Annotated in this window: 25 protein-coding genes; 7 read left to right on the forward strand and 18 right to left on the reverse strand. The window is 41.5% G+C overall.

Features of this window, described 5'->3' with window-relative positions; translation table 11 throughout:
- Positions 1–497 precede the first annotated feature (497 nt).
- From D1093_RS09520 to D1093_RS10010, 3 genes are all read right to left on the reverse strand, one after another.
- Positions 498–1,109 (reverse strand): hypothetical protein, encoded by a 612-nt coding sequence (locus tag D1093_RS09520; RefSeq protein ID WP_244614004.1) that lies wholly within the window; start codon positions 1,107–1,109, stop codon positions 498–500.
- 186 nt (positions 1,110–1,295) lie between these two features.
- A complete protein-coding gene (locus D1093_RS10385) occupies positions 1,296–1,454 on the reverse strand; it encodes a hypothetical protein (RefSeq protein ID WP_244614005.1) in 159 nt (52 codons plus the stop codon).
- A gap of 1,350 nt (positions 1,455–2,804) precedes the next feature.
- Positions 2,805–3,014 carry a hypothetical protein gene (locus D1093_RS10010; RefSeq protein WP_167309103.1) on the reverse strand — a complete coding sequence of 70 codons (210 nt, stop codon included), beginning with the start codon at positions 3,012–3,014 and terminating at the stop codon, positions 2,805–2,807.
- Between the two features lie 853 nt (positions 3,015–3,867).
- Between D1093_RS10010 and D1093_RS09535 the strand changes: the two genes are divergently transcribed.
- On the forward strand, positions 3,868–4,383 hold the full coding sequence (locus tag D1093_RS09535; RefSeq protein WP_120099816.1) for a Rossmann-fold NAD(P)-binding domain-containing protein: 516 nt from the start codon (positions 3,868–3,870) through the stop codon (positions 4,381–4,383).
- Positions 4,384–5,690: 1,307 nt separating this feature from the next.
- On the opposite strand, the gene D1093_RS09540 is transcribed toward D1093_RS09535, so the two are convergent.
- The 11 genes from D1093_RS09540 to D1093_RS09595 form a co-directional block, all read right to left on the reverse strand.
- Positions 5,691–6,260 (reverse strand): hypothetical protein, encoded by a 570-nt coding sequence (locus tag D1093_RS09540; protein WP_120099818.1) that lies wholly within the window; start codon positions 6,258–6,260, stop codon positions 5,691–5,693.
- A 10-nt stretch (positions 6,261–6,270) separates the two neighbouring features.
- Entirely contained in the window at positions 6,271–6,669 is a 399-nt protein-coding gene (locus D1093_RS09545) for a hypothetical protein (RefSeq protein ID WP_120099819.1), read from the reverse strand.
- A gap of 74 nt (positions 6,670–6,743) precedes the next feature.
- Complete coding sequence (locus tag D1093_RS09550; RefSeq protein WP_120099820.1) at positions 6,744–7,889, reverse strand: DUF6990 domain-containing protein; 1,146 nt, start codon at positions 7,887–7,889, stop codon at positions 6,744–6,746.
- A 13-nt stretch (positions 7,890–7,902) separates the two neighbouring features.
- Entirely contained in the window at positions 7,903–8,466 is a 564-nt protein-coding gene (locus tag D1093_RS10390; RefSeq protein WP_244614006.1) for a 6TM ABC transporter family protein, read from the reverse strand.
- Entirely contained in the window at positions 8,463–8,858 is a 396-nt protein-coding gene (locus tag D1093_RS09560) for a hypothetical protein (RefSeq protein WP_120099821.1), read from the reverse strand. The genes D1093_RS10390 and D1093_RS09560 overlap by 4 nt, the downstream gene beginning before the upstream one ends.
- A 262-nt stretch (positions 8,859–9,120) precedes the next feature.
- Positions 9,121–9,462, reverse strand: coding sequence for a hypothetical protein (locus D1093_RS09565; RefSeq protein ID WP_174767409.1), 342 nt, complete (start codon positions 9,460–9,462; stop codon positions 9,121–9,123).
- Positions 9,463–10,347: 885 nt separating this feature from the next.
- Entirely contained in the window at positions 10,348–10,647 is a 300-nt protein-coding gene (locus D1093_RS09570) for a hypothetical protein (RefSeq protein ID WP_120099823.1), read from the reverse strand.
- A gap of 782 nt (positions 10,648–11,429) precedes the next feature.
- Positions 11,430–11,762, reverse strand: a complete 333-nt coding sequence (locus D1093_RS09575; RefSeq protein WP_244614007.1) for a hypothetical protein — start codon at positions 11,760–11,762, stop codon at positions 11,430–11,432.
- 183 nt (positions 11,763–11,945) lie between these two features.
- A complete protein-coding gene (locus tag D1093_RS09585; RefSeq protein WP_120099825.1) occupies positions 11,946–12,503 on the reverse strand; it encodes a hypothetical protein in 558 nt (185 codons plus the stop codon).
- 45 nt (positions 12,504–12,548) lie between these two features.
- Complete coding sequence (locus D1093_RS09590) at positions 12,549–13,109, reverse strand: hypothetical protein (protein ID WP_120099826.1); 561 nt, start codon at positions 13,107–13,109, stop codon at positions 12,549–12,551.
- Between the two features lie 12 nt (positions 13,110–13,121).
- Positions 13,122–13,637: a hypothetical protein gene (locus D1093_RS09595; RefSeq protein WP_120099827.1), complete on the reverse strand. Its 516-nt coding sequence runs from the start codon at positions 13,635–13,637 to the stop codon at positions 13,122–13,124.
- Positions 13,638–15,759: 2,122 nt separating this feature from the next.
- Here D1093_RS09595 and D1093_RS09600 point away from each other — a divergent pair.
- A complete protein-coding gene (locus D1093_RS09600; protein ID WP_120099828.1) occupies positions 15,760–16,329 on the forward strand; it encodes a hypothetical protein in 570 nt (189 codons plus the stop codon).
- 224 nt (positions 16,330–16,553) lie between these two features.
- Here the strand turns inward: D1093_RS09600 and D1093_RS09605 are convergent, their stop codons facing one another.
- Entirely contained in the window at positions 16,554–16,766 is a 213-nt protein-coding gene (locus D1093_RS09605; RefSeq protein ID WP_150222348.1) for a hypothetical protein, read from the reverse strand.
- Between the two features lie 1,436 nt (positions 16,767–18,202).
- On the opposite strand from D1093_RS09605, the gene D1093_RS09610 reads away from it, so the two are divergent.
- Both D1093_RS09610 and D1093_RS09615 read left to right on the forward strand, forming a co-directional pair.
- Entirely contained in the window at positions 18,203–19,159 is a 957-nt protein-coding gene (locus tag D1093_RS09610; protein WP_120099831.1) for a YopJ/AvrA family T3SS effector serine/threonine acetyltransferase, read from the forward strand.
- A gap of 383 nt (positions 19,160–19,542) precedes the next feature.
- The gene (locus D1093_RS09615; protein WP_120099832.1) at positions 19,543–20,493 is read left to right on the forward strand and encodes a YopJ/AvrA family T3SS effector serine/threonine acetyltransferase; all 951 of its coding nucleotides are present in this window, start codon (positions 19,543–19,545) and stop codon (positions 20,491–20,493) included.
- Positions 20,494–21,038: 545 nt separating this feature from the next.
- Here the strand turns inward: D1093_RS09615 and D1093_RS09620 are convergent.
- Both D1093_RS09620 and D1093_RS09625 read right to left on the reverse strand, forming a co-directional pair.
- A complete protein-coding gene (locus D1093_RS09620) occupies positions 21,039–21,257 on the reverse strand; it encodes a hypothetical protein (protein WP_120099833.1) in 219 nt (72 codons plus the stop codon).
- A 205-nt stretch (positions 21,258–21,462) separates the two neighbouring features.
- The gene (locus D1093_RS09625) at positions 21,463–21,756 is read right to left on the reverse strand and encodes a hypothetical protein (RefSeq protein ID WP_150222350.1); all 294 of its coding nucleotides are present in this window, start codon (positions 21,754–21,756) and stop codon (positions 21,463–21,465) included.
- A gap of 122 nt (positions 21,757–21,878) precedes the next feature.
- On the opposite strand from D1093_RS09625, the gene D1093_RS09630 reads away from it, so the two are divergent.
- The 3 genes from D1093_RS09630 (at position 21,879) to D1093_RS09645 (ending at position 23,109) form a co-directional block, all read left to right on the forward strand.
- The gene (locus tag D1093_RS09630; protein ID WP_120099835.1) at positions 21,879–22,541 is read left to right on the forward strand and encodes a lysozyme; all 663 of its coding nucleotides are present in this window, start codon (positions 21,879–21,881) and stop codon (positions 22,539–22,541) included.
- On the forward strand, positions 22,538–22,774 hold the full coding sequence (locus D1093_RS09635; RefSeq protein ID WP_120099836.1) for a hypothetical protein: 237 nt from the start codon (positions 22,538–22,540) through the stop codon (positions 22,772–22,774). Before D1093_RS09630 ends, D1093_RS09635 begins: the two co-directional genes overlap by 4 nt.
- 122 nt (positions 22,775–22,896) lie before the next feature.
- Complete coding sequence (locus D1093_RS09645) at positions 22,897–23,109, forward strand: hypothetical protein (protein ID WP_120099838.1); 213 nt, start codon at positions 22,897–22,899, stop codon at positions 23,107–23,109.
- 637 nt (positions 23,110–23,746) lie between these two features.
- Here D1093_RS09645 and D1093_RS09650 read toward each other — a convergent pair.
- Positions 23,747–23,968 (reverse strand): hypothetical protein, encoded by a 222-nt coding sequence (locus D1093_RS09650; RefSeq protein ID WP_150222352.1) that lies wholly within the window; start codon positions 23,966–23,968, stop codon positions 23,747–23,749.
- Between the last annotated feature and the right edge of the window lie 780 nt (positions 23,969–24,748).

Here is a 24,748-nt window from a genome sequence, read left to right on the forward strand (position 1 = left end):
TCCCCCTCTTGCCTTCCTCAAACAATAAAGAATTTCAACCCGCGCCCATCTTTAAAAGACATCAGTCACAATTCGATCTTTTTCTGCCAAAAAATTCCTCTTTTTTCAAGAAAATTTTCTAGCCCTCACACGATCAGATTCATTTCAAAACCTCTATAAACAAGGCACCTAAAAAGAGGGAACCAGCACATAGACCGCAATCACCTACTCCCCAAAACTGCTCTTTTACCTATCTCACATTTCAAATGAATAAAGTCAAGCGCCCCAAACACACTCTAAGCTCTAGGACCCCAGACTCTAAATCCCACATTTCTTTAATTCCACGCGGTCTTTAATCCCACACAGCCTATCAATGACCATCTACAATTCAAGCTTTTTCCCCAAAAATGTCATTCACCCTCCCCCACCCTTTAGAACAATGTTGCATGGCCGCCCCTCACGCCCCCCCCCCAAAACTTCAAATGCAAAATGTTATCGAGAGCACTCCCCATCAGTGCTCAATTTCTCAGCATTTTTTTAGAATTTTTTCCTTCGCTCATGATTTTTGAAAGGCTATCTCCTGTTCTTTCAACAGGCTTTTTAGTTCTTTTTTTAAACAGCCATATTTTCTCGCCAATTTTAAAGACACCATAATAAAGTTGCAAATTCGTCACGGGAATGGCCGCAAACCACATCACCACGAATATAAACACAAGACCCAATAGTGTAACAAGAAGCTCGTCCATTTTTACCCTCGCACCCTTTTTATAGCGCTCTTTTTGCTGAAGGGTTATTTTCCCCCGTTGCTCATTTATTTCGTTCAATTTGCGTGTATTTTTAACCAACAAACGCCACAATATGATGCAGAGGATCATCATAACGGAGTTCAAAACTACAACGCGCCCGACAATAGCTTTCCAGAGCACACATACAGCGAGAAAAAGAGGACTAGCCTGTCCCCCTGTCAATTGCTCTTGAGACTCCAATAACAGTGGTAGAAAGAAGATTCTGTTTCCAAACTCAAGCATAAGTGAGAGGAGACAAATGACAACACACTCTCGCACAGAAAAATACTCTTTCTCTAAAAAGGAGCGCAGTCCGTTATAAAATCCTGAATTTTTCCCCTTCATTTGCTCTTCCCTTTTTTATATAAGCACATTTCTTTTTTCACGCCCACTCTTTTAAGCCCCGCTCTTTTAAGCCGCACGAAAAGCGCGATGCATGGCTCTTCCCTTGTTTTCGAATAAATCTCCCAGAGATTTTTTTAAAAAGAGATTTTTTAACGCTCTTGCCCTCCAAATGATAAGAGCACCTCCTCACCACAAACGACAATGGACGTCATCACCCTCTTTATCTGATGATTCTTCAACCCTCTCCTCTTCTTGTGTCACGCGTTGTATCACGAGAATGGCTGAACATGGTTTTTTCCCCTCACGATAACGGCGACAGCGCTCTGTTTGGCTCTTGTCTGCCATGTTTTAATTCGCGTTTCACGCGACAATACAGTCTCACGCGCTTGAAGATAAAATAATAAAATTCCAGAATAAGCATGACAATCCCAGCCGTAAAAGACACGTCAAACAAAATGATAAAGCAAAAGAATACGATAAAAAAACAGTTTATTTTTTCTCTATGTTTTTTTGAAAGATGATTTTGTTGATCGATTGTTTGCCTCCGTTGCTGAAGAAGCTCATTCAACTGCTGAATGTTTTTTTTCAAAAAATGCGTTAAGAGGAGATAAAGCCCCAAGAGAACAGGCATCAAAGCAAACACACAAACCATAATGACTTCACGCAGCACAAAAAAGGCAAAAAGCGTGTTGTCTTGAGCAACAGTCAACGGCTTCTTGAATTCTAAGAATATCAAAAAAAACCACCGACATAGCGCAATGATTACAGAAATAAGAAAAATAATGCTATGCTCTTTATAGGAAAGAAAGGGCTCTTCCAGAGCAAAAGAGCGCGGTTCTTTATCCCCTGTTGAAATTTCCCCCTTCATTTGCGCTTCCTTGTTTACAAAATATGTGTTTTTTCTTTCTTGACACAAATCATCTCTTAAATAAAACACATTGTCATCCAAGAGAAGTCCTTAAAGAGAATGCGCCCAAAGTACACGGGATATTCTCAATCTTGATGGTGTCAATCATTAAATACCGCCCCTTCGCGGTCTTGTTTTAAAGAAGCGCACGCTCAACACTGCCAAACCAACAAGCCTCACCCCTATTTCATAGCCCCTCATGAATGGTATAGCGATAACACTCTGATAACTCTATAAAAATCAAGCGCCCCATTCCATCACCCTCATGGCTTTAACAGTCTCATCGAGCACCATCATAATACCTCAACCAGCCCTCCCAACCGCGTCATATCCCACCGCCACGGACAGCCATAGCTGCACCACGCTACCTTACGTACACACCGCCCCCCTGCGCTCACGACAAACCTCATCCACACCCACAAAACCACACCAGCCCTCCCAACCGCGTCATATCCCACCGCCACGAACAACCATAGCTGCACCACGCTACCTTACGTACACACCGCCCCCCCTGCGCTCACGACAAACCTCATCCACACCCACAAAACCACACCCAGCCCTCCCAACCGCGTCATATCCCACCGCCACGGACAGCCATAGCTGCACCACGCTACCTTACGTACACACCGCCCCCCCCTGCGCTCACGACAAAAAACTCATCCACCACCCCACAAAACCACACCAGCAGCTCTCCCAACTGCGTCATATCCCCCACTGCCACGAACAACCATAGCTGCACCACGCTACTTTTTGTACACACCTGCCCCCCCCTGCGCTCACGACAAACCTCATCCACACCCACAAAAACCACACACCAGCTCCTCCCAACTGCGCGTCATATCCCACCACCACGGGATAACCATAGCTGCACCCCACGCTACCTTACGTACGTACACACCGCCCCCTGCGCTCACGACAAACCTCATCCACACCCACAAAACCACACCAGCCCTCCCAACCGCGTCATATCCCACCGCCACGGATAGCCATAGCTGCACCACGCTACCTTACGTACACACCGCCCCCTGCGCTCACGACAAACCTCATCCACACCCACAAAACCACACCAGCCCTCCCAACCGCGTCATATCCCACCGCCACGAACAACCATAGCTGCACCACGCTACCTTACGTACACACCGCCCCCTGCGCTCACGACAAACCTCATCCACACCCACAAAACCACACCAGCCCTCCCAACCGCGTCATATCCCACCGCCACGGATAGCCATAGCTGCACCACGCTACCTTACGTACACACCGCCCCCTGCGCTCACGACAAACCTCATCCACACCCACAAAACCACACCAGCCCTCCCAACCGCGTCATATCCCACCGCCACGGATAGCCATAGCTGCACCACGCTACCTTACGTACACACCGCCCCCTGCGCTCACGACAAACCTCATCCACACCCACAAAACCACACCAGCCCTCCCAACCGCGTCATATCCCACCGCCACGAACAACCATAGCTGCCACAATTTATAAAAACCATCGCAGTGGCTCGAGGAATCTCTTCTCGCCAATCCGCTTTCTCAAGGCTCATGTGTGTTTTAAAAAATGCGCTTATAATGCCTTTTGAAATAAACCCGTTAAGCTTATCTCTCCTGGAAGTTCCGCCCAAAATACACACCACCATCTACGCATTGATTGCAGGTCAGTGCGCACGCTTTATGGATTACGCGCGCCAATATCAATTCACCTTTTTTAGATGAAGCTTCTGCCTTAGAGGATAAAGGTTTTCCTTGGCAAGTTATAAGGAAAGAGATACAAACACATTGTGAACGACTTTTTGATGAAATGTGTACATTTTAAAGCAACGCGTTTGAAGGAAAAGGGGGAAGAGCATGCAAAAAAAGGATGCGCATTATCGTTATTTAGTTGTAGGGGGCACAGGGATGCTTGCTCCTTTTTGTCAATCCCTCAAGCCAAAAGAAGTTATTATCGCCGCCCGCTTTCTTTCTCCCAAAGTCCAGTTTGAAGCATTCCAAAAACAGCAGTTGTGCGTACGATTGGATTATGATTGTGCAACATCACAGACACAATTTTTAGAAGCCATGAGCCAATGGCATGGTTTAAAATATTGTATATTATGGATTCATTCATCCGCCTTTGCCTTTTCTTGCGCATTAATTGAAAAGTTAGCGCTTTTACCTAATCCCCCATGCATTCTTCATGTTTTTGGTTCCAATACTCATGATCAAATGATCACTGAGTGCGCACGCAAAAATAAGGTTGATTTCATCTCTATTCAATTAGGACAAAAGACAACATCAAAAGGTCCACGCTGGCTAACCCGTCAGGAAATAAGTCAACAGATTCTCGATGCTATAAAAAATCATATGAAGAAACAAAACTTGTAATTCAATCCCTCCTTTTGCTTTTTCTTAACCAAGCAAGTGCCCTCCAAACTCTGTGCTCTAAACTTTCTCTTAAACGACACTCTCTCAAATCATGGATATTGAGAATAAACACACCTCCATGGCAATCTTGAGAAGACAATAAGATCCCTTTAAAAGCCAAATCTTTAAATAAAATTTGTACAAAACGCCTTCCCGCATTTCCAATCTCTTCCCCCATTCTCCACACAACTTTCCCATCACTAATGCCATTCCAGCTTATTTACAGCTCTTCCCTAGACGCTCTCTATCGTTTCATCCGCAAACCCTATAGCCCCTTCTCTCCAATACCCTGTCTCCATTCACCTTTACCGCACCATTCACACTCTCTGCACCCGACTATCCTTCCCACAACCCTCATACTCTTGACCAAGCGCACCCACCTTGGAACTACAGTTCCACGTTTTTACGATTTTGATTATTCACAGAAAACCGTAGAGAGCCAATATCATCTCAAGACGACTGATTTAATCCCCTTTCAAACAATGGCAAATGTAATACGAAAACCTTCCACCAATTTATTATAAAAAGACACCACTCTTCAAATCATGCTATTTCCAAAACGATCACCAATGACAATCCTGAGAAAAAAATGAAGACGATATTTTTAAAAGCCAAATCTTTAAATAAAATTTGTACAAAACGCCTTCCCGCATTTCCAATCTCTTCCCCCATTCTCCACACAACTTTCCCATCACTAATGCCATTCCAGCTTATTTACAGCTCTTCCCTAGACGCTCTCTATCGTTTCATCCGCAAACCCTATAGCCCCTTCTCTCCAATACCCTGTCTCCATTCACCTTTACCGCACCATTCACACTCTCTGCACCCGACTATCCTTCCCACAACCGTCATACTCTTGACCAAGCGCACCCACCTTGGAACTACAGTTCCACGTTTTTACGATTTTGATTATTCACAGAAAACCGTAGAGAGCCAATATCATCTCAAGACGACTGATTTAATCCCCTTTCAAACAATAGCAAATGTAAAACATAGTGCACCATAGCTCCTCCATGCCTCTCAAAGCCGTAAAGCAAGGGCATGATCTAAAAGGGTGCCTCCTCACGCCATGAAGACTACATGCGCTTTTTCAGTACTGCATTTAATTGCCGTGTAACCTTATAATACGAGATCAAACGCTTGATAAAAGAAATATACAGTGCCGCAATAGGTATTATTAAGAAAAAATCAAGAATGCCCCCCAACAAACCCACCAAAACCACCGTGGACGCTACCGCCATACCGTAATGCATTTTATCCTCTTCCTTTTATAAATTGATTGATTGGGGTGCTTTAGTCACTTCTTCCAATTGCTGAATCTTCTTGTTGAGCCGAGAGGTTAAAATTTCACGAAGGATGATAATAACAGGAACCGTTGCTAAAATACATATCCATAAAAGAACAAAGAAAAAAAAGAAAATGGTAAGAGAGATAAATCTCTTCTCATCTGTCACAAAATTTATCTCTTCATAAAAAATCACAGAGACATAAACTTTGAAAACCATAATGATGAGAGAGAGGCATGAGAGAATGACATAATTTTTGCGCGAAAAAGCGAGCCATTTTTTAAACGAATGGGGACTTATTTTTGTATCCAGTGCTAAATTTTGCTGCACAATTTCTTTTAAGCTTTTTTTAGAGAAACAAAAATGCTGCGGCTGTTCGCTCATCAAGCGTCTTTGTTTCTTCACTCTGAAATAGAGCCTCAAACGCTTGATTAAACAATAATAAGGCGCCACAATAAGCATATTGACAAAAATAGCAAAAATCGTCACGGTCTCGAGCAGAAAAAGTCCAAACGGCAGAAAAAAAATAAAAAGCACGGCCTCATTCTTCATGGCGAGCGCCTCACCGATTGATCTTGAGCAGCTTTGTTTCTTTTTCCAGTTTTTGCCTTATCTTTTCCAATTTTCGCTCTTTAAAACGATGAAGCCCCCAAAGGATAGGAAGAGGTGTGAGAAGACAAAACCAAATCAACACCGGTAAGAGAAAAATAAGAGAAGCAATTCCCTCCCATCTTTCCCACTGCAACGGCTGTACCAAAGGCTTTGCACCCGCAGGGACTTTTAAAGCCATCATGATAAGACACGTGCAAAACGCCATGAAAAAGCGGAGCCCTATCATTTTTAAGCTTTCCCCCCCTTTACGGACTTCTCCTAGAGCGACCGTAATTTTTTTGCCTAAAGAAATTTTAATTTTTTTGAATGAAAAGAAAGACTCTTCAAATGTTGCGTTTTTCTCCTGCATTGATCCCCTCTGTTTTTCTTATTTTTACGCGCCATTTTAAGCTTTCTTTAATGTATGTAAATTCTTTATTTTTCTCAATAATTTTTTTCATTAATCCCAATTTTTACATCCATATATCTTACTTCCCCATCCTTCATGTAAAGAATATGAGGACGAACGTTTTTTCCATCAACTTCATAAACCGTGTCTTTTTCGTAAACAGTATATCCCTGTTGCCTTAATTCTTGTCTTTTTTCCTCGATCAAATTTTCGTAAATAAAGCGCCTTCTATTGCACAAATCTGGATCTGTGGCTCTAAAATATTCATAACTCTCCACCTCTAGGGAATAGGTTTTTGCCGCCTGCTGAAGCAAATCGTAACTGGGTTGCTTTGCCTTTTCTACCGCCTGAGCGATCACCATCGCGCGTGCCAAGTGCTCTTCTTTAATGCTTGTCTCAAAGCCCAGCCTCTCGCCTTCTATAAAGCTTTTGTGATAAGCGTGTAAAGTTTCAACATCTCCCAGCAAAGCCAGAGCCGCAAGATAGCGCAGCGAATAAGGAGTCAATTGCGGGACCACAATTTCGTTTTCCCAAGGAAAGGTGCGATATTGAGAGCGGAGCATATTGCTAAGATCAACATCCCTCATTGCCTTTTCTAAAGCTCTCTCAAGTGCATGGCGTAAACGCCCCGCGCTTACCTTTTCTTCAAAAATTTCCAATCCCTTCACATCAAAACTCAATTCGAGAGCAATCAAGCCTCCAGAATTATAAGGGTCTATCGTTTGGCAAGCTGCCGCATGGATACCAGAGACCACCGCAATGGCACAATCAAATTGCGGATACCCCTTCTCAGCATTATAAAGGAACTGTACTTCACGATCTGGTAAAAAGAAGGTTGCCAAATAATCCCCTTTTTCGTCAATTTCTATCCTTCCCCCCAAACTCTTTAAAAGTGCCGTTGCACTTTCCATCGTGAGAATTTCCTCATCAGCAAGAGAAAATGCGTTCGAAGCGTTTTCTTCAAATGACGGCTTAAGCATCGGTGTTTCGCCACTGGGCGGTTCAAACGCAACCGGTTCTTTAAGCACACGTCTTAATTCTTTTCTCACTTGGCAATACAGTCTCACCCGCTTGAAAGCAGAACAGCACAATGCCAAAATAAACATCGTACACAGAGCAGAAAGCAGCGTGAAGAGCATCAATTCCACCCCCCATGAGAATACAACAAGGATATCTTTCATTTTCCCCTCCCCTTCATGTGCTTTTTTGTCGATACACAGCCGCTGTCCGCTCCCAAGTTGCCTGCTCTAACTGATCAATCTTTTTGCTCAACAAAACCGTGAAGATGACACGAACCACAAGAGCAAAAGCAATGGGGATGAACACAAAAATAAACCCTGATATCAACTCCATGATTAACAAGACAACAGCCGCGACATTTCCTTCCCATCTTGTCAATTTCCACCCAAGCAGAAATGGTACGACGAGAACCGTTCTCAAAATTGAAATCATAAAAGTAATACAAAAGATGACTTTATAATTTTTGCTTGTCAGAAACGTTTCTTCAAGCGAAAAAATCCGTGTTTTTTGATCCACTTCAGATGACGCCTTAATCGTCAGTGTTTCGCCACTGTGCTGTTCAAAGGCAACCGGTTGTTTAAGCACACGTCTTAATTCTTTTCTCACTTGGCAATACAGTCTCACCCGCCTGAAAGCAGAACAGCACAATGCCCAAATAAACATCATGCACAGAGCAGAAAGCAGGGTGACGAGCACCGCTGCGACAACCCATAAGAATAAATAAAGCCCCGTATTCATTTCCCCCTCCCCTTCATGTGCTTTTTTGTCGATACGCAGCCGCTATCCGCTTGGTCAATTGCCTGCTCTAACTGATCAATCTTTTTGTTCAACAAAACCGTGAAGATGACACGAACCACAAAAACAAAAGCAATGGGGATGAACATCAAAAAAAACTCTAATATAAACTCCATGCTGAAAAATAAAACTATCGAGATATTCCCTTCCCATCCCGTCAACTTCCACTCAAACAACATGGGTATTATGGAAACCGTTCTCAAAACTGAAATAATGAAAACAATATAAAAGATAACTTTATAATTTTTGCGTGTCAGAAATGCTTCTTCAAGCGAAAAAGACCGTGGTTGCCTTCGTTCCTTACCCCATGTTGCATTTTGTTCATTGCTCCTCATTTTTTGCCCCTCATTTATCTAAAATTTTAAGCCATTTGCATGAATCGAAACTTTTGTCCTTCCCAATGAATTCAATTTTTATATCAATGTATCACGATCAATCGCTTGTTAGATCAATCACTCGGTCTTTCCTCATCTTTTATGCGCGATAGCGTCTTTTCCCTTGCCTCTAAACATCACACCAATAAAAGCGCGCCTTATAATACATAAAATATAGAAAAACCAACTTTCATTTTGTCCTCTCCCTCACGCGCTTATTTTGTTAATAAATGGTTTTTCTTCGCTGCCAGATTACTTGTTCCAGCTGATCAATCTTTTTTTTCAACAAATGTGTAAAGAGGATACGAACCACAACGACAACAGGGATCAATAAAAAAAGAAGCGCTGATATAAAAACCAATATTAAGATGAGAATGAAGAGGCTATAATTCCACCACCCTGTCAAATCCCACTCAAATAACAGCACAAGTGCTATCTTAAAAGCCTCAATCATAAAAGTAATACAAAAGATAACTTTATAATTTTTGCGCGTCAGAAACGCTTCTTTAAACGAAAAAAACCGTGGTTCTTTAGACGATATTGAATTTCCCCCACTGTCCCTCATTTTTTGCCCCCTCATTTGTCTAAAATTTTAAGCTATTTTCATTGATTAAAACTTTTGTCCTCCCCAATGAATTCAATTTTTATATCAATGTATCACGATCAATCACTTGTTAAATCAATCGCTTTTCTTTTTCCATCTTTTTTATGAAGACAATATCGGAGAAACGTTTTTTTTATCAACTTTAAACATCATGTTTTCCTCACGCATAATATGTCTCGGTTGTCTTAATGTCTGTTTTTTCTCCTCAAGCCATTTTTGATTAGGGATATCTTTCTATTGCACAATTGTGAAGCTTTGGCTCTAAAATTCTGAGTACTGCTCTTGATTATTTTCAGGAGATAAGTTCCTTTCACAAGAGAAACGAACCGGTTCAAGAAAATCATAACTGTGTTGCTTTTGTCTTGTACCACGGCTTGAACCATCACCAAAACGCAGCCGAAATGAATTTTTTTGATGCCTTTCTCAAAGCCTAGGTCTCAAAGCCTAGCCCCTCACCTTCCCTAACAGCTGTTGTGATCAGAGGGCTTCAACACCCCCCATCCATGCTAACGCCCCAAAATGCTCGCAGAGTATAATATTTTGTTTTTTCCTTTTCCAAAGGTATGCCCCCCTATCGAGAGCCCAGCACCTTGCGAAGATCTTCTCCTTTACCCTCTACCACCTTTAAACCTGCACAGCTTACCTATGCTTCAAAAACTCCCAACGCCCCTTATCTTAAAATCCACTCCCTTGCCTTAAAACCCACCCCCCTTATCTTAAAGCCTTAAAATCCATCCCCTTTGCCTTAAAATCGAATTTTAGAGCAAGAAATGCTCCAGAATAATAAAGGTTTTTATCGTTTGGCAAGCCACAGCCTATCGACCAGAGACCACCACAATTCCACAATCAAAGGACACAATAAAATTGCGCAAAATCTTTTTCATCCAAAGAGAAACTTGGCCCGCGCGATCTGATAAAAAAAGGATTCCCAATGATCTGCTTTTCCTTCAATTTTTCCCCTCCAACCCCAACTTTTTTTACAACACCGTTGCCCTTTCTATGGGCGCAAACATGCAAATCCAAAACATGTGCTTTTGGCTCACCTTTTCCATGTGCTTTTACCTCATGCACTTTTGCTCCATACGCTGTGGAGAAAATAGGCTCTTCTTGCCCCTCACCCACCACTGCATCTTTTGCTTTAAGCACAGATTTTCATTCTTTTATCGCTTGGTAAAACACATTTTTTGATAAAAGGAAAATAAGCCTCTTCTTTCTTAAAAGAAGAAAAAAACGATAGCCAAAACGATAGCGCCCAAAAATACGCTAAAGCGCTTCACTTTTCCCCCCATTATGCGACTGCACCAACTTTTCTCAAAACACCCTCGCTTGGGAATAAAAGCATAAAATGCAAGCGGGCGCCTCACACCCTTTCATCAATAAATCCCCTACACCTTTTCATCAATCAATCAAAGCCAAGGCTCACAAGCCCCCTTTTCACTTTTCTCTGCTCACAAGGCAAAAGCCCCAACTCTTTTCAAAACACAACCCAAGCATTAAAAAAAGCATAAAACGCAACCACGTTTCATGCTCCTTAATGAACAAATTCAAACAATGCCTATGACAACAAAAGTCTCTCTTTACTTTTTTCCCTCGCTCACATTGTATAGTATAATTGGTGCTTTTTTCTGCTCAACCTCTTCTTCCAGTTGTACGCTAAAGCACTTCACTTTCCCCTCATTATGCAACTGCATCAACTTTTCTCAAAACACTCTCGCTTGGGAATAAAAGCATAAAACACCAAGGTACCCCACGCTCCCTTCATGAACACATCAAAAGCGCCTCCTCTTCACTTTTCTCTGCTCACAAGGCAAGAATCCCAACTCTTTTCAAAACGCACACAAGCATTAAAAAAAGCATAAAACGCAACCACGTCTCATGCTCCTTAATGAACAAATTCAAACAATGCCTATGACAACAAAAGTCCCTCTTTACTTTTTCCCCTCGCTCACATTGTATAGTATAATTGGTGCTTTTTTCTGCTCAACCTCTTCTTCCAGTTGCTGCACCGTTTTCTTCAACTGACGTGTCACGATAAAAAGCATCATAAAAACAACGGGTAAGAATAAAAAAGCACCGGCAAGAATCCATGCCAATGGCTCTAAGAGAGCCACGGAAAAAAGGCCCTTCCTTCTCCATATCTTCACGAGAACCGTTATAATTGTCGGAAGTGTCACCATGACGGTCGAAAAAGTGAATATTTTTTTGTAATCTTGCCAAACAAGCGAAAGTTGTTTTTGATCAAACAGGCTGCTGCTTTTCATTTTTGCGAGATCTATTTTAAGGCGATATCGCGTTCATTCAACACGCATTTCAATTCCTTTTTTACGCTGCAATAGAGCCGTGCACGCTTGATAAACAGATAATAAATGACCAAAATTGGTACCCATATTAAAGCACTTAAAAGCGTAAAGACTAGGCAAGAAAGGGCTGCTAATACTATCATACTACTCGTCATTTTGTCCCCCTTGCACATTTTGCATACGGATTTCCTGATCGCGTTGTTTGATTGCTTCTTCCAATTGTTGAAGCGTTTCTCTCAATTTTCTCGTTAATCTTATGCACACCATGCCAATGATCGGAGACAAGAGAAGAATTGCTATCGATATAAGGCTCAACAGCATCATGATAAAGCCAATCCCATCACTTTTCCACCATGCCAAATTTGCGATAGAGAAAACCGATTCTAGAAGAGAAAAGAGGATAAAGACAAAAAGAATTATTTTACATTCTTTTGAAGAAAGAAACAGAGATTCTTTGAAGTTAAGAAAGCGCATTTTTGCATCAAGGATCTCAAGCGCGAGATTGTGTCTTTTCATCTCTCCCTGATCATTGCGCAATTGTTGTATGGCTTGCTTTTGTTGCGTCGTCCTCTTTTTCAATTCTTGAGTAAGTTTAAAGGACAACCTCACATGCCTGATCAACCGATAAGGCAGCCTGACCATGACCATAAACATTAAAATGACAATAATGATGAGGCCTAAAAAAAACAAATGTCCTATCATAACGTTCCCTCTTTTTCCCTATCGCATTGATGTGCAATCATCATTTTACTTTCTACTCAAGCAAATTTTTCTCATTTCTTCACTGCTTTTTTCACGCCATAATAAAAGGAGATTATGGAGAATTAAAATGACAGGCAAAGTGACAACAATACACGTCCACAACCCAAATAGCAGCTGCGCGACCAAAGAACCAATGTGAAGCAAGAAAGGTGCATGATTGTGCAAAAAAATCGCAGATTTTGGGAGAAAAACCGCAAAAATAATAAGAACTGTAAAAAGCACAAACATAACAAAAGTGATAGAAAAGAGGATCGAATAATCTTTTTTTGAGAGTTCCAAAGATTTTTTAAAAGAAAGAACACTGAACTGTGTTGCAGGAACTATATTCTGCCCTCGTCCCTCTGCCTGATCATACCTCAAATCCTCTACTGCACCCTTTTGTAATTTCCGCCACATGGCCCATAACAAGATTGTTCGTTTTATAAAAGAATAATAAAGTGCCAAGATTGTCATCACGGTGGAAAAGAATACCGAGAAAAATATAGCATAAATAAAGATAATTAGCCCTGCGCCAATCAACCTTTCAATGATTAAAGAGGTGCTCACGTGTTCCCCCTATTATATTCTGTCAAAAGATTGATTGTCTAACTGTTGCTGCTCTGGTTCTGTTTCCCACAGCTGCATCATTTGTTTCACATCCCGTTTCACCATGGCGAGGAGAATAAAAAAGAATGGAAAGAACGCGAAAAGAGTGCCAAAAATTATTTGCGGCATAAGACATAAAAAAGCCCAAACACTATTCCACCCCGCATCACGCACATACCCGATGATAGGATTTTTAAAAGGCTGTGCAAGGTTCTCCTGAAACATTTTTTGAATATCTTCTTGTTTCATTTGCCCCATTGCTTGAAACTGTTCTTTGGATATAACGTGAAAAAATTCCAAAGGCTGCATATAGGAAGACGCGGCAAAAAGCCCAAATAAGAGGATAGCCAAGCAACAAATGATGACATAATCTTTTGTCGAGAGAGACATTCCTTTTTTGAAAGCCGCCAATTGATCCGACAATGGCTTGGAGACAAAAGCCTTACTCCCCTCATGGACAGATGGCTGTTGTGATTGATCTCTCATCATACGGATAATCCCCCATGTCTAAAATTCCCGCGCTTCAATATTTGACACCACGCGATCAGCGTGACAAAACCGCTTAGCACTCTTCTCATCATGAAGCAAGCGTTAATAATTCCTTTTAAGTATTTTTTTTAATGCCTTGAATATGAGACAACAAGACACTCTCCCACGGCTTATAAGCCCAAACGCGCCTTTTTCCCTCCTGATTGATCACATAAATCCTAAAGCACCCTCCCCTTAAAGGGCGCTGTTTGACAAAACTCAATCAACAACACTTTTCAATTCAAAAAAACATCCCCTGGGGAAATTTTACCTGCCCGCCATAAACGACATGTTTACCACCGCTTCAATGAAACCGCACCTATACGAGACAAAAGATAATGATCTACCTCTCTGCCCTCCAAAGGACAAAGATTCTAAAACCCATATCAATTTGTAAACAATCTAATTGCTCTTAGTGGATTCCACCTGCTCATCACTTATGGGCTCCACTTGCATAAGGCTCTACAAACGAGTTCTTTCTTTAATATTCGCTGCAGATTTTAAATATTTAACGGATCAAGCGTTGTATGCCTTATGAACCTTATATCACCGCCTCAAATGACAGTATTTTATCGCATAAAAGGATAAAATATTTTCACAAGCTCTTTGTGTCTTGATAAACAACACATTGATTTATAATGATGAATCATCATTTTTTTAAACTTGAATTATCACACCGCGATACTGTAAGATTCTTTCATCACATCCCCATACTGAAATCAATCCAAATCATGTCGTTTGCAGATTACAAGAGGGAGAAGCCCATGTGGAGTAAAAACGGTACAAGAAAGACATAGCTTTTCATGAAGAGTGGCAAAATCCCGTGAATGAACAACCCCCACGGTATGTGATTTGGGTACGTGGTTTGAGACGTTCTGTTTTACGGGAGAGATGTGCCCCATAAAAGAACAAAAGAAACAAAAGTGTAAGGCAATAAGCAACATCCCACAGGACAAACAAACAATTGATTATCTAAAATACAGCTACAGCACCTTTAAAATTTTTCAATTCTCATTTTAAAATTTCTTAAATTAAAAAAGCGCCTCTTTTAAAATTAATAAAGAAATATCTCGTACCTCACAAATCCCCCCCAGCTTTATAAAAGCCTCTCTTATCAAGATATCTTCTTATAAAGCTTCTTTGGATATTGCATCGCGCCATTTAAAGCGACAGCCACCCCTTCTTATGATAAAATCCATTAAAACGAAAAAAAATTATCCTCTATAAATGATGACCATAAAAGGAAGGTGTCAAACCAGATCACTTGATCCTTCACTGTTTATTTTGAACCAATAAACGATTATTTTATTTGAAAATAGAGGATGTCTTATGCTATAATGATAAAGGTGGGTAAGTTCGTTTTCTATCGTTCTCTCCCCCTTCAACACCAAGAGAAGTTCTTCTATAAAGGATAATCTTTATAAGAAGGCTCTATCTATAAAGGACGACTCATAAAGAATAAGAGCTGCTTAAACAGCGTGATGGAGATCAGGTATCTTGGTCCTGCGTTCAAAAACAAAAATCTCACTCCCCCAATAGCCCCCCCAAAAAACAAAACCTTTTCAAAGGAGGAATTAAAAAGTTTCTGCAAAGCGCGCGTAAAAAAAGCCCAATCATTCCCAGATAACTCTCAATAAGCCCTCAATCATTCTATGAAAAAAGACTTTATGAGAAAAAATAAGGAGAGCAACCCCATAGAGCTTTATTTTTTCATTCACATTTGACAAAAATTTCTTTTACTTTTTCCAAAGAAGTTGAGAAATCTGTAGAAAGCAAATTCCTTGGCTATCGATGCTCAAAAGATAAAAACAAGCATGATGGGGGAAAATAACACTGATAGGGTCAAGACAATGCTAGGCAACACCAGATGATCTTTTTGCTCTATCATGTTGCTGTTCTTTACGCTTAAAGGCTTTGTTTCTCGTTTTCTCTGCAACGCGGCTTATCCCCCCAAAAGAATTTTCTTCCCCTCACTATTTGCCCCCCGTATTTGCTCCCCCCCTCAATATTTACTCCAAGTGCTTTTTACAATCACTGTCCCCCAAAAGTAGACAGTTTATTTTTCATTCAAATGGTTAAGTTCATGAAAATAGGTAAAAAACGCGGTAGACCGAGAATAACCGGCAAACAGAGAGAGCCCAATGGCCGTATTTCACGTGCCAAAGGCGCCGGCAAATCGGCGCCTCAAACAGCCATTGAAATGCGTGCAAAACACTTTGGGTTGAGCCTTGAAGAAGCGAAAAATCCGCTTGTGGGGACCTATATTGGGCGTCTTTGTTTGCTTGGCTATAAAGAGGATTCATCAGGCATCAGTAAAGAGCAATATGACACAGCGCAACAATACTTGCAAATCAGAAACGACTATTTATGTGCCAAAGGTTTACCAAACGGTTATTATGATGGCTTTAAGCACAGTGCATCCGATGAGAAAGCCAAAAAGCAATGGGTTGAAAGAGCAACCCAACGCTATGAAGCGATGCAAGAAGCCATTAAAGAAGCCCAATATCTGCATCGTCAACACAATTTTCATGCGGCATTACAATATCTTGTAAGTGAAGATCAACCACTGCCAACGCTTGTTGGCTCACTGCGTATTATTCTTGATGCCCTTGATAAACATTTTGACTGTTCCAACCCAAAGAGCATTCGCTAAAAAACACCACTATCGTCCCCCTCAAAGGTTAAAGCGTCTAAAACCCTACGCCTCATTTGTAAAGCCTCCTCTTCGTCCAAGAAGCATTTGAGAACATGAGAGAGCTTCTTACATCGGATTTGCGGGGCTTAAAGCACACCAAACAAGCCTCAAAATCACCTCACACCTTTAAAAAAACATTACAGCCGCTCCCCAAGAAACAGATGCTCTCAAAGGACAATATTTTACGCTAGAACAAGACAGTTCCTCATACTCTTTTGTTGGAACAAGCCGCGTCCCTCCACTCCCAGCGAAGATAACAGCCCCCTAGATCTCAATCGCCCCCACAATCCTCTTCTCTCCAATACCAGCCAATCAAAGGTTCCATTCCCTCCATAAACCAAACCACCAGCCGATAGAATTTCCCCTTCCAACATCACCATCAACAAGCTCTCCACCTCACCCTTCTTTTCTTAAAAAAATGTTCTTTGCCCCACCCAAAAGCTTCATCAAAAAAAATCTCTCTATAAAAATTCCCATGTAAGACAACATATTTTGTGAGAGACACCCTATAAATGCACTTTTTTCTTTCGCTTTTTTTCCACGATAAAAAAGGACAAATCATGGTTTTTCTGTTGACAGAAGATGAAAAATCGTATTTAATGACAGGTGCGGTAAAGGGGTATTTGCGTCTTAATTTCATCATTAAATCACCATTCATCTTTGTGTTGTGAGAAATTGTTGAGAGACTGTTGTAAAATCTGTTCTAAAACAGTGTGTTTTGCAACATTGTATAAAGTTGTATGAAATTTTACTGTTTAAGAAGTTCAAAAGTTTGCTGCAAAAATTGATTGTTTGACGGTGTCTTTCGTCCTTTTTTAACTTCCAGCTTTTTTATGGTCTTTGTTTTGCCTCACCAAAAGCAGGAGAGAGAAAACTGACACCACGCCCCTTCTCATAAAGCGCCCGCAACAAAACACCGCCTTCCCCCTATAAAACACCCCCCATCCTCCCTTAAAGCACCGATGCAAGAGATGACAGCAACGCTGAGCAATAACACAAACAGCAAGAAGATGAACACAGCGATCTCTGTTGACACAGAGTAGTTAGCCGCCCCACACTGCAAAGCCCCACACCACAAAAGATGAATATTACTCCCGTTGCTTTATAAAAAAACGACGCCTTTCACGCCAAGGTGCACTTGAAATCCATAACCCTTTCCCCTTAAAACTTTTCCATAAAGCACCATAAACGAGCTTTAAAAGATCCCCTGCGCCCTAAAAACACATCCACCTATCAAAGAGGCAACCCCTTTCAAAGGACAGAGTTTTAGAACATAACAAACCAGTCCCCCCTTTTCAGTCACCCCTCTGTTAAAAAAAACCACTCCCCTCATACACCTTGCTCCTCCTGTTGCCCCACTGCTGATGGTGTGCGACAACCTGAACACTTGAGATTCACAGAGCGCACTTACCCTTTCATCCGATTTGCGAACCTTAAAAACCCGCTAGAGCTTAAAATGTTCTTAAAAAAATAGGCATTGTTGTATAACAAACACCGATTGCGGATAATTTCATTTTTTCACAGGGAAAACTGTTAAAAAAGGTTGTCATCTCTTCATTGAAATGAGCCATGCAATAGAAATAACTTAAAATATAAAGATAACGTTGCCCTCTAGACTTCTGACAATTTTTCCAGATTTTACAACTGTAAAAAATCCGCAGATTTTTAAAATTAAGAAAGCTTTTGGTTTTAAAAGCCTGCTTATAAAAACACCAAAAGTACGATTTTTTCCTTAATGTTCAAGAGTCCAAGACTTTCTTTCAAAACATCATTTGGTCAAAATATCAGAAAATAATATAGCCTATCGATCATCAAGAAAAAGGTTGATATGATGAAACCACAAGATTCACAAGACTCCCCCCCTCATTCCTCACAAATACCGGAAGGTGCAAGTGCACAAATACCAGAAGGTGCAAGCGCAGATGCCTCATTAGAAAGCCTTGCAACACATTTAGAACAGCTTAATATCGAAAAAATAAATTATACCCCTTTCAACCGTGCGGAATTAAAAGATATCATTGCAGGTTTAGAACAGCATAATGCCGATGGAAGTTGGATTAAAAACTATTATGATATTTTAGATCTTTACATGATGCCCGCTTTGGTTGATCAAGCAAATCGTAAATATCCAGAGATGAATCTCAAACTTACAAGCCCTCCTAACGGCTTTGCCCTCGCCCTCAAAGACACACTCGAGAGCGGCGTAAAATCTTCCAGATTTATTGTTAATGCACATGATAGGGGTATCCATTTTGCGGTTGTTGATCATCAAACCATTGATGATAAAATATCTTTGATCTTTTTTGAACCGACCTCACTGCGTGACACACTTCCCGCATTACTCGCATTAAGAACGCGACAATCCCTTGAGCATTACCCATTTCCTCCTATTCATTTTGCCATGGCGGAAATGGACATTCAACGAAGCTCCTCTGAATGTGGGATGTTCAGTTTGAGCCTTGCTAAAAAGCTTCATAACGAATCCGCTAAATTAGAAAGACTGCACAAAGATAATGTTAAGGGCGTATTATTTGAGCCAGACACGCCTTTACCGGCTGAAAAGTTAGATCCCTATCTTCCTCCTCGTTTATATAAACACGTACAAGGAAGAAGACGCCTTATGGAATATTTACAATCCAATCCGGGTTCTGAACATGAAACAGTCAACAAAAAAGGTGAAACTCTTGTCGAGAGATTTGAGAAAAACTTAGAAACAGCAGAGGGAAAAACTGTTTCTGTTTCACAACATAGAAAAAGAGCAACAGAATACAAATCTCTGATGATGTAATTTAAGACGTTTTTATTTTATCCCTATTCCATATCCATAAAGAATGAAGCAATGCTGCTTTACGGCTAAGATTGCGATAAGCAAAAAGTTTTTTCCATTTGTAAGATAAAGAGACAAGAAATTTGTCTTCTTAAAGACAGACCGTCATTATTCTATCAAAATTTTATAAAAATCAGCCCAGAGCCCATATTTTAAAACTTTGAAGCAACAAAAAGCACGCGCAAGTTTTGGAAAGCCCCGCCTCTACTTTCTTACAAAAACAGCTAAAAAATGATCTTTTTTCCTTAATTTTCAAGCGCCAAAGGGTTTCTTTCAAAACATCATTTGGTCAGAATTTAAGAAAATAATATTGCCGATCGCCCCTCAAGAGAAAGGTTAATAGTATGAAACCTCAAGATTCAAAAGACATCTCCTCTCGTTCCTCACCAACACAAGAAGGAGCAAGTGCACAAGGAGAAGCCAGCGCGGAAGAATCTTTAGAAGAGCTTATTGCCCGTTTAATGCACAGTTCCGTTCAAACAGAAGAAGAACATGTTGCCCCTAGTTCTGAAGAATTACAAACTATTATTACAGGCTTAGAAGATGATCTTGCCACGGGTCATTGGATTAACTCTTATTATGAAGATACCGATATTAGAGTGATGCCCGCTCTCGTCAAAAAAGCCAACAGCAAATATCCGGACATGAATCTCAAATTGGCTCTTACAGCAGAAGAGTTTTCTCACGCAATAAAAGAAGTCGTTGAGAGCGACGCAAAATCTGCCCGATTTATCGTCAATTCAGGAAGCAAAATCCACTTTGCCGTCCTTGACTATCAAAAATTTGATGACAAAATCTCTTTGATTATGCTTGAACCGACAACATTTCAAAATATCGCTGCTGCGAAACTAGGGATAAAAATAAATCAAACCCTGGAAACTCTTCAACTGCCTCCTTATTCTTTTACCATGGCGGAAATGGATATTCAACGAAGCTCTTCTGAATGTGGGATGTTCAGTTTAAGCCTTGCCAAAAAGCTTCATACCGAATCTCAAAAATTAGAAAGACTGCATAAGGATAATGTTAAGGGTGTCTTATGTGACCCCAATTCATCTTTATCTGCTGAAAAATTAGATTCCTATCTACCCGTTAGTTTGTACAAGCATGCGCAAGGGCGAAGACGTCTTGAACAATATCTAAAAACCAATCCGCAAGCGATTGATGAAACAGTCAACAAAAAAGGTGAAACTATAAGAGAGAGATTTGAAAAAAACTTAAAGGAAGAAGGAGCAAAAAACGTCTCTGTTTCTCCCCATAAAAAAAGGATTACGGAATACAAATCTTTAATGATGTAATTGACATTTTTTCTCTATTCGCTCTTCATCAAAGAACGAAGCGATGCTATTTTACAGCGAAGATTTCTCTAAGCAAACCAGCTTTCGTGTTCGTAAAACAAAAAGAGCAAACAACGTGCTTTTTAAAAGCCCCCTCTCTTTAAATTATATCAAAATTCCAAAGCTCTTATTGGCTCAAAGCTCTTTTTAACAACGATCCTATTGAGATAGGTAAAACGCTGAACCTATGAAATACTTTCATCTTCGGCAAAAACCTACGTCTTGTTTTCTAAGGGGCCCGCTTTATCTCAAGCACCTCCATGCCATACGACCAACATAACCGCAATAAACCACGCTCGCTTATTGTGCATCAACCCAACACCCGCCTCCACCCACAAGACTCTATCGAAAAACCAGTACAAGACCTCAAAATAAACCCCAAACCATCTACCAATGAAAAACACCGGCACAAACAACCCAGTTTACTCTTACAACACAATGTACTGTTTTGCACCACAGCTCCTTTTCTCAAAAGAGCAAAAGAATGATGACACGCAAAGCAACCTTTATTGGGAAGTTTTTATAAGACACCAGCAATTAACTGCCACTTCTAAAAATCCACACCCCATACCACCATCCCCACGATAATCCCCCCCATCAACAACGATATCGGCAACACTCTCACCTCTCACACCACCCGCTATAAGACAGACACCATAGTCCCAATCACCAAACAACCGCAATAAACCACGCTTATTGTGCATCAACCCAACACCCGCCTCCACCCACAAGACTCTATCGAAAAACCAGTACAAGACCTCAAAATAAACCCCAAACCATCTACCAATGAAAAACACCGGCACAAACAACCCAGTTTACTCTTACAACACAATGTACTGTTTTGCACCACAGCTCCTTTTCTCAAAAGAGCAAAAGAATGATGACACGCAAAGCAACCTTTATTGGGAAGTTTTTATAAGACACCAGCAATTAACTGCCACTTCTAAAAATCCACACCCCATACCACCATCCCCACGATAACCACCCCCCATCAACAACGATATCGGCAACACTCTCACCTCTCACACCACCCGCTATACGACAGACACCATAGTCCCAATCACCAAACAACCGCAATAAACCACGCTTATTGTGCATCAACCCAACACCCACCTCCACCAACAAGACTCTATCGAAAAACCAGTACAAGACCTCAAAACAAACCCCAAAACCATCTACCAAGGAAAAACACCGGCACAAACCATTATTCACTTGAAATGTCATAACCAACCTTTTGATTTCATCACAGTTTCACGTCTCTTCTATTTTTGAAGTGTGAAAAAATTCATCTTTAATCTGTCAACCAGCCTCACTTTAAAGTGAGGCTTTATTTTATGGAGAAGCAAATGAGGAAAATATCATCAGAAGGGCTTGCACTCATTAAACAATGGGAAGGATTGCGTTTACAGGCCTATAAAGATGCCATCGGGGTGTGGACAATCGGCTATGGTCATACCAGCACGGCTGGTAAACCGTTTGTTCACAAAGGCATGATTATCACGGAAAAACAAGCCGAAGAAGTTCTTTCTCAAGATTTAAGACAATTTGAGAATACCGTTGAAAAAAATGTGACGGTTTCCTTAACAGATGAACAATTCGCTGCACTCGTATCGTTTTGTTATAATGTAGGGACAGCAGCATTTTGCAAGTCGACCCTGCTCAAAAAACTCAATAACAGCGAATATGAAGCCGTCCCTTCTGAATTACAAAAGTGGACCAAAGCAGGAGGAAAGCGTCTTCACGGTCTTGTGCACCGTCGTGCAGCAGAAGCGGGGTTATGGGCAAAAGGGGCTTATGTTTCTCCCAATTATCAAACGGTTGAAACAAAAAACCCCATGGGTTTTCTCAAAGCCGAAGCACTCACCCCCATTATTGGTTCTTTTTCTGGACTTGGTGGCTTATTAGCCGGCAATGGTCCCATCCAATGGGCTTTGGCAACCATCATGATTTTAGCCGCCTGTGTTGGCATTTTCTTTGTAGCAAAACGTTTTCAGGAGCAGCGCTTATGATGGAATGGCTGAAAAAAAATTTAATGATCACAGGAGCGGTTCTAACCACTTTTTTTATCGCTTTAGCAAAAGCTTTTAGGCTTGGAAAAAAGCTTGAACAGCAAAAGCAAACAGAAAGAATGCTAAAGTCATCAACAACACGGCTAGAGGTGGAAAATGAAATTAATCAAAAAAGTGATGCTGATGTGCGCGCTGCCCTTATTCACTGGTTGCGCGATAAAAACAATCAATGAGCCTTGCATGGGTTGGATGCCCATTTATTTAGAGCAAAAAGATCTCACAAACATTAGCTCAAATCTCGCCAGAGAAATTTTAAAGCATAACAAACAAGGGGAAGGCTTGTGTGGGTGGAAACATGGCTAGAAAAAAAACAGAAAAACAAACAGAGCTTACAGAAAAGGAAAAAGAAATTCTCCAAGAAATCATCATGACTTATAAAAGTATAAAAGTGATGTCACGCTATACGAAGTGGATTATATTCATCATTTTCCTCTTAGTGGTTGATTTTTCAAGGATCATGGATGCCTTGGCAAGTATTTTTACACAAAAATCGAATATTCAGCTCTAAAATGAACAATGAAACATGAGACGTGTTCAATCTTAAAAAAGCATCGGTTATTTTGAAAACCCGGAAAGATTTTATAGATGACTTTTCACGTCTCATGAAAAGTTTACACGCTTCACAAACGCTATTCTTCCATGACTTTTCGGGCATTATAGCGACATTAATTTCACCGGCATGAAAAATTCACCGGCATAAAAAGAGATTTTTTTAAAAGCCCATGAGGAAGAAACTTACGCTTTCTCAAGAAAATTACTCTTGGAAAACGAACATACCAACGGGAACCTTTTAAATTAACGTATTGATGGACAGAGAGTTTTATTTTAATCATCCATACCATCACGAAGCATTTTAAAACCATTCAAAAAGTTTTCTTTTCAATAAACGCATCCGTGAGCAACAGAAATCATATTATGCTAAAGGATCTCCCCTCCATCTTTTATGAAGCCTAAAGGTCATCCCAGTTTCATACACTTCATAGCAGCATTATACCACACCCCTCCCGTCCCCCCCCACACACCACATCACCAACCCTCACATCAGGATACCAACCCCATACGACAACCCCTTAGCTTACCGTTTCACGTTTTTACGATTTTACTTATTCACAGAAATCCGTAAAGAGCCGATAATCATTACCAGACTATTGATTTAATCCCCCTTTCCGCCAATTACCCCCACTTTCCACCTCCCCCATCCTCCACCCCCAACTCCCCCACATCACGCCCCAACCCTCGCACCACGCCCCAACCCTCGCACCACGCCCCAACCCCCCGCACCACGCCCCACCCCTCGCACCACGCCCCAACCCTCGCACCACGGCACCAGCCTCCACACCACGCCCCAACCCCTCGCACCACGGCACCAACCTCGCATCACCCCGCGACCACTCAGTAGCTCCATCGCGAAATGCGCTTGAAAACGCAATGTCTCTTCTCTCCTTTTTGCTGTAAATTTATAAAATTGTAAAAACGTGAAACTGTAAAATGAACCATAAGAATGTGCACTTTATAAGAAAAATGATGAGTGAGGGAAAAAAGATCAGGAAAAAGGCATAAATGAAAGGGATAAAAGATGGCGTACTGCTCGTGGAACCATCAGTACCGTAGTACATTGAGAGCTATAGTATAGCTCTTATCTCATTTTATGCTTGTCAATTGTTTGAAGGAGCTGAGGCAAATCAATAGGCTTTGAGAGCAGTGAAGACTGAGATGGTGATGATCAGATCTCTCCTTTTTTCTGTAAATAATTAAAATCGTAAAAACGTTGAACTGTAAAGGCAAAAGGTGTGTGCTTTGTCAAGAGCATGAAGATTTGGGGATAATTGGATGAAGAGTGCGGCGAATAGAGGTGTAGAGGAAAATGAAAAAAGTGGAAGAGCACAGAGGTCAAAGGTTGAATTGACACCAGCCTCCACACCACACCCCAACCCCCTCGCACCACGCCCCAACCCTCGCACCACACCCCCCCCCCCCCCCCCCCCCCCCCCCGCCCCCCCCCCCCCCCCCCCCCCCCCCCCCCCCCCCCCCCCCCCCCCCCCCCCCCCCCCCCCCCCCCCCCCCCCCCCCCCCCCCCCCCCCCCACCCCCCCCCCCCCCCCCCCCCCCCCCCCCCCCCCCCCCCCCCCCCCCCCCCCCCCCCCCCCC

Source organism: Bartonella kosoyi, from assembly GCF_003606325.2.
In the GTDB taxonomy this organism is placed as follows: Bacteria; Pseudomonadota; Alphaproteobacteria; order Rhizobiales; family Rhizobiaceae; genus Bartonella; species Bartonella kosoyi.

Bases quoted from the DNA above. Each gene is read 5' to 3' on its own strand.
- D1093_RS09540 (WP_120099818.1), bottom strand. From the start codon at position 6,260: ATGAAGAATGAGGCCGTGCTTTTTATTTTTTTTCTGCCGTTTGGACTT.
- D1093_RS09520 (WP_244614004.1), bottom strand. From the start codon at position 1,109: ATGAAGGGGAAAAATTCAGGATTTTATAACGGACTGCGCTCCTTTTTA.
- D1093_RS09630 (WP_120099835.1), top strand. From the start codon at position 21,879: ATGAGGAAAATATCATCAGAAGGGCTTGCACTCATTAAACAATGGGAA.
- D1093_RS09575 (WP_244614007.1), bottom strand. From the start codon at position 11,762: ATGAAAAGCAGCAGCCTGTTTGATCAAAAACAACTTTCGCTTGTTTGG.
- D1093_RS09585 (WP_120099825.1), bottom strand. From the start codon at position 12,503: ATGATAGGACATTTGTTTTTTTTAGGCCTCATCATTATTGTCATTTTA.
- D1093_RS09600 (WP_120099828.1), top strand. From the start codon at position 15,760: ATGAAAATAGGTAAAAAACGCGGTAGACCGAGAATAACCGGCAAACAG.
- D1093_RS09635 (WP_120099836.1), top strand. From the start codon at position 22,538: ATGATGGAATGGCTGAAAAAAAATTTAATGATCACAGGAGCGGTTCTA.
- D1093_RS09560 (WP_120099821.1), bottom strand. From the start codon at position 8,858: ATGAGGAGCAATGAACAAAATGCAACATGGGGTAAGGAACGAAGGCAA.
- D1093_RS09625 (WP_150222350.1), bottom strand. From the start codon at position 21,756: ATGACATTTCAAGTGAATAATGGTTTGTGCCGGTGTTTTTCCTTGGTA.
- D1093_RS09565 (WP_174767409.1), bottom strand. From the start codon at position 9,462: ATGAGGGACAGTGGGGGAAATTCAATATCGTCTAAAGAACCACGGTTT.
- D1093_RS09615 (WP_120099832.1), top strand. From the start codon at position 19,543: ATGAAACCTCAAGATTCAAAAGACATCTCCTCTCGTTCCTCACCAACA.
- D1093_RS09645 (WP_120099838.1), top strand. From the start codon at position 22,897: ATGGCTAGAAAAAAAACAGAAAAACAAACAGAGCTTACAGAAAAGGAA.
- D1093_RS09550 (WP_120099820.1), bottom strand. From the start codon at position 7,889: ATGAAAGATATCCTTGTTGTATTCTCATGGGGGGTGGAATTGATGCTC.
- D1093_RS09545 (WP_120099819.1), bottom strand. From the start codon at position 6,669: ATGCAGGAGAAAAACGCAACATTTGAAGAGTCTTTCTTTTCATTCAAA.
- D1093_RS10390 (WP_244614006.1), bottom strand. From the start codon at position 8,466: ATGAATACGGGGCTTTATTTATTCTTATGGGTTGTCGCAGCGGTGCTC.
- D1093_RS09535 (WP_120099816.1), top strand. From the start codon at position 3,868: ATGCAAAAAAAGGATGCGCATTATCGTTATTTAGTTGTAGGGGGCACA.
- D1093_RS09610 (WP_120099831.1), top strand. From the start codon at position 18,203: ATGAAACCACAAGATTCACAAGACTCCCCCCCTCATTCCTCACAAATA.
- D1093_RS10385 (WP_244614005.1), bottom strand. From the start codon at position 1,454: ATGGCAGACAAGAGCCAAACAGAGCGCTGTCGCCGTTATCGTGAGGGG.
- D1093_RS09595 (WP_120099827.1), bottom strand. From the start codon at position 13,637: ATGATGAGAGATCAATCACAACAGCCATCTGTCCATGAGGGGAGTAAG.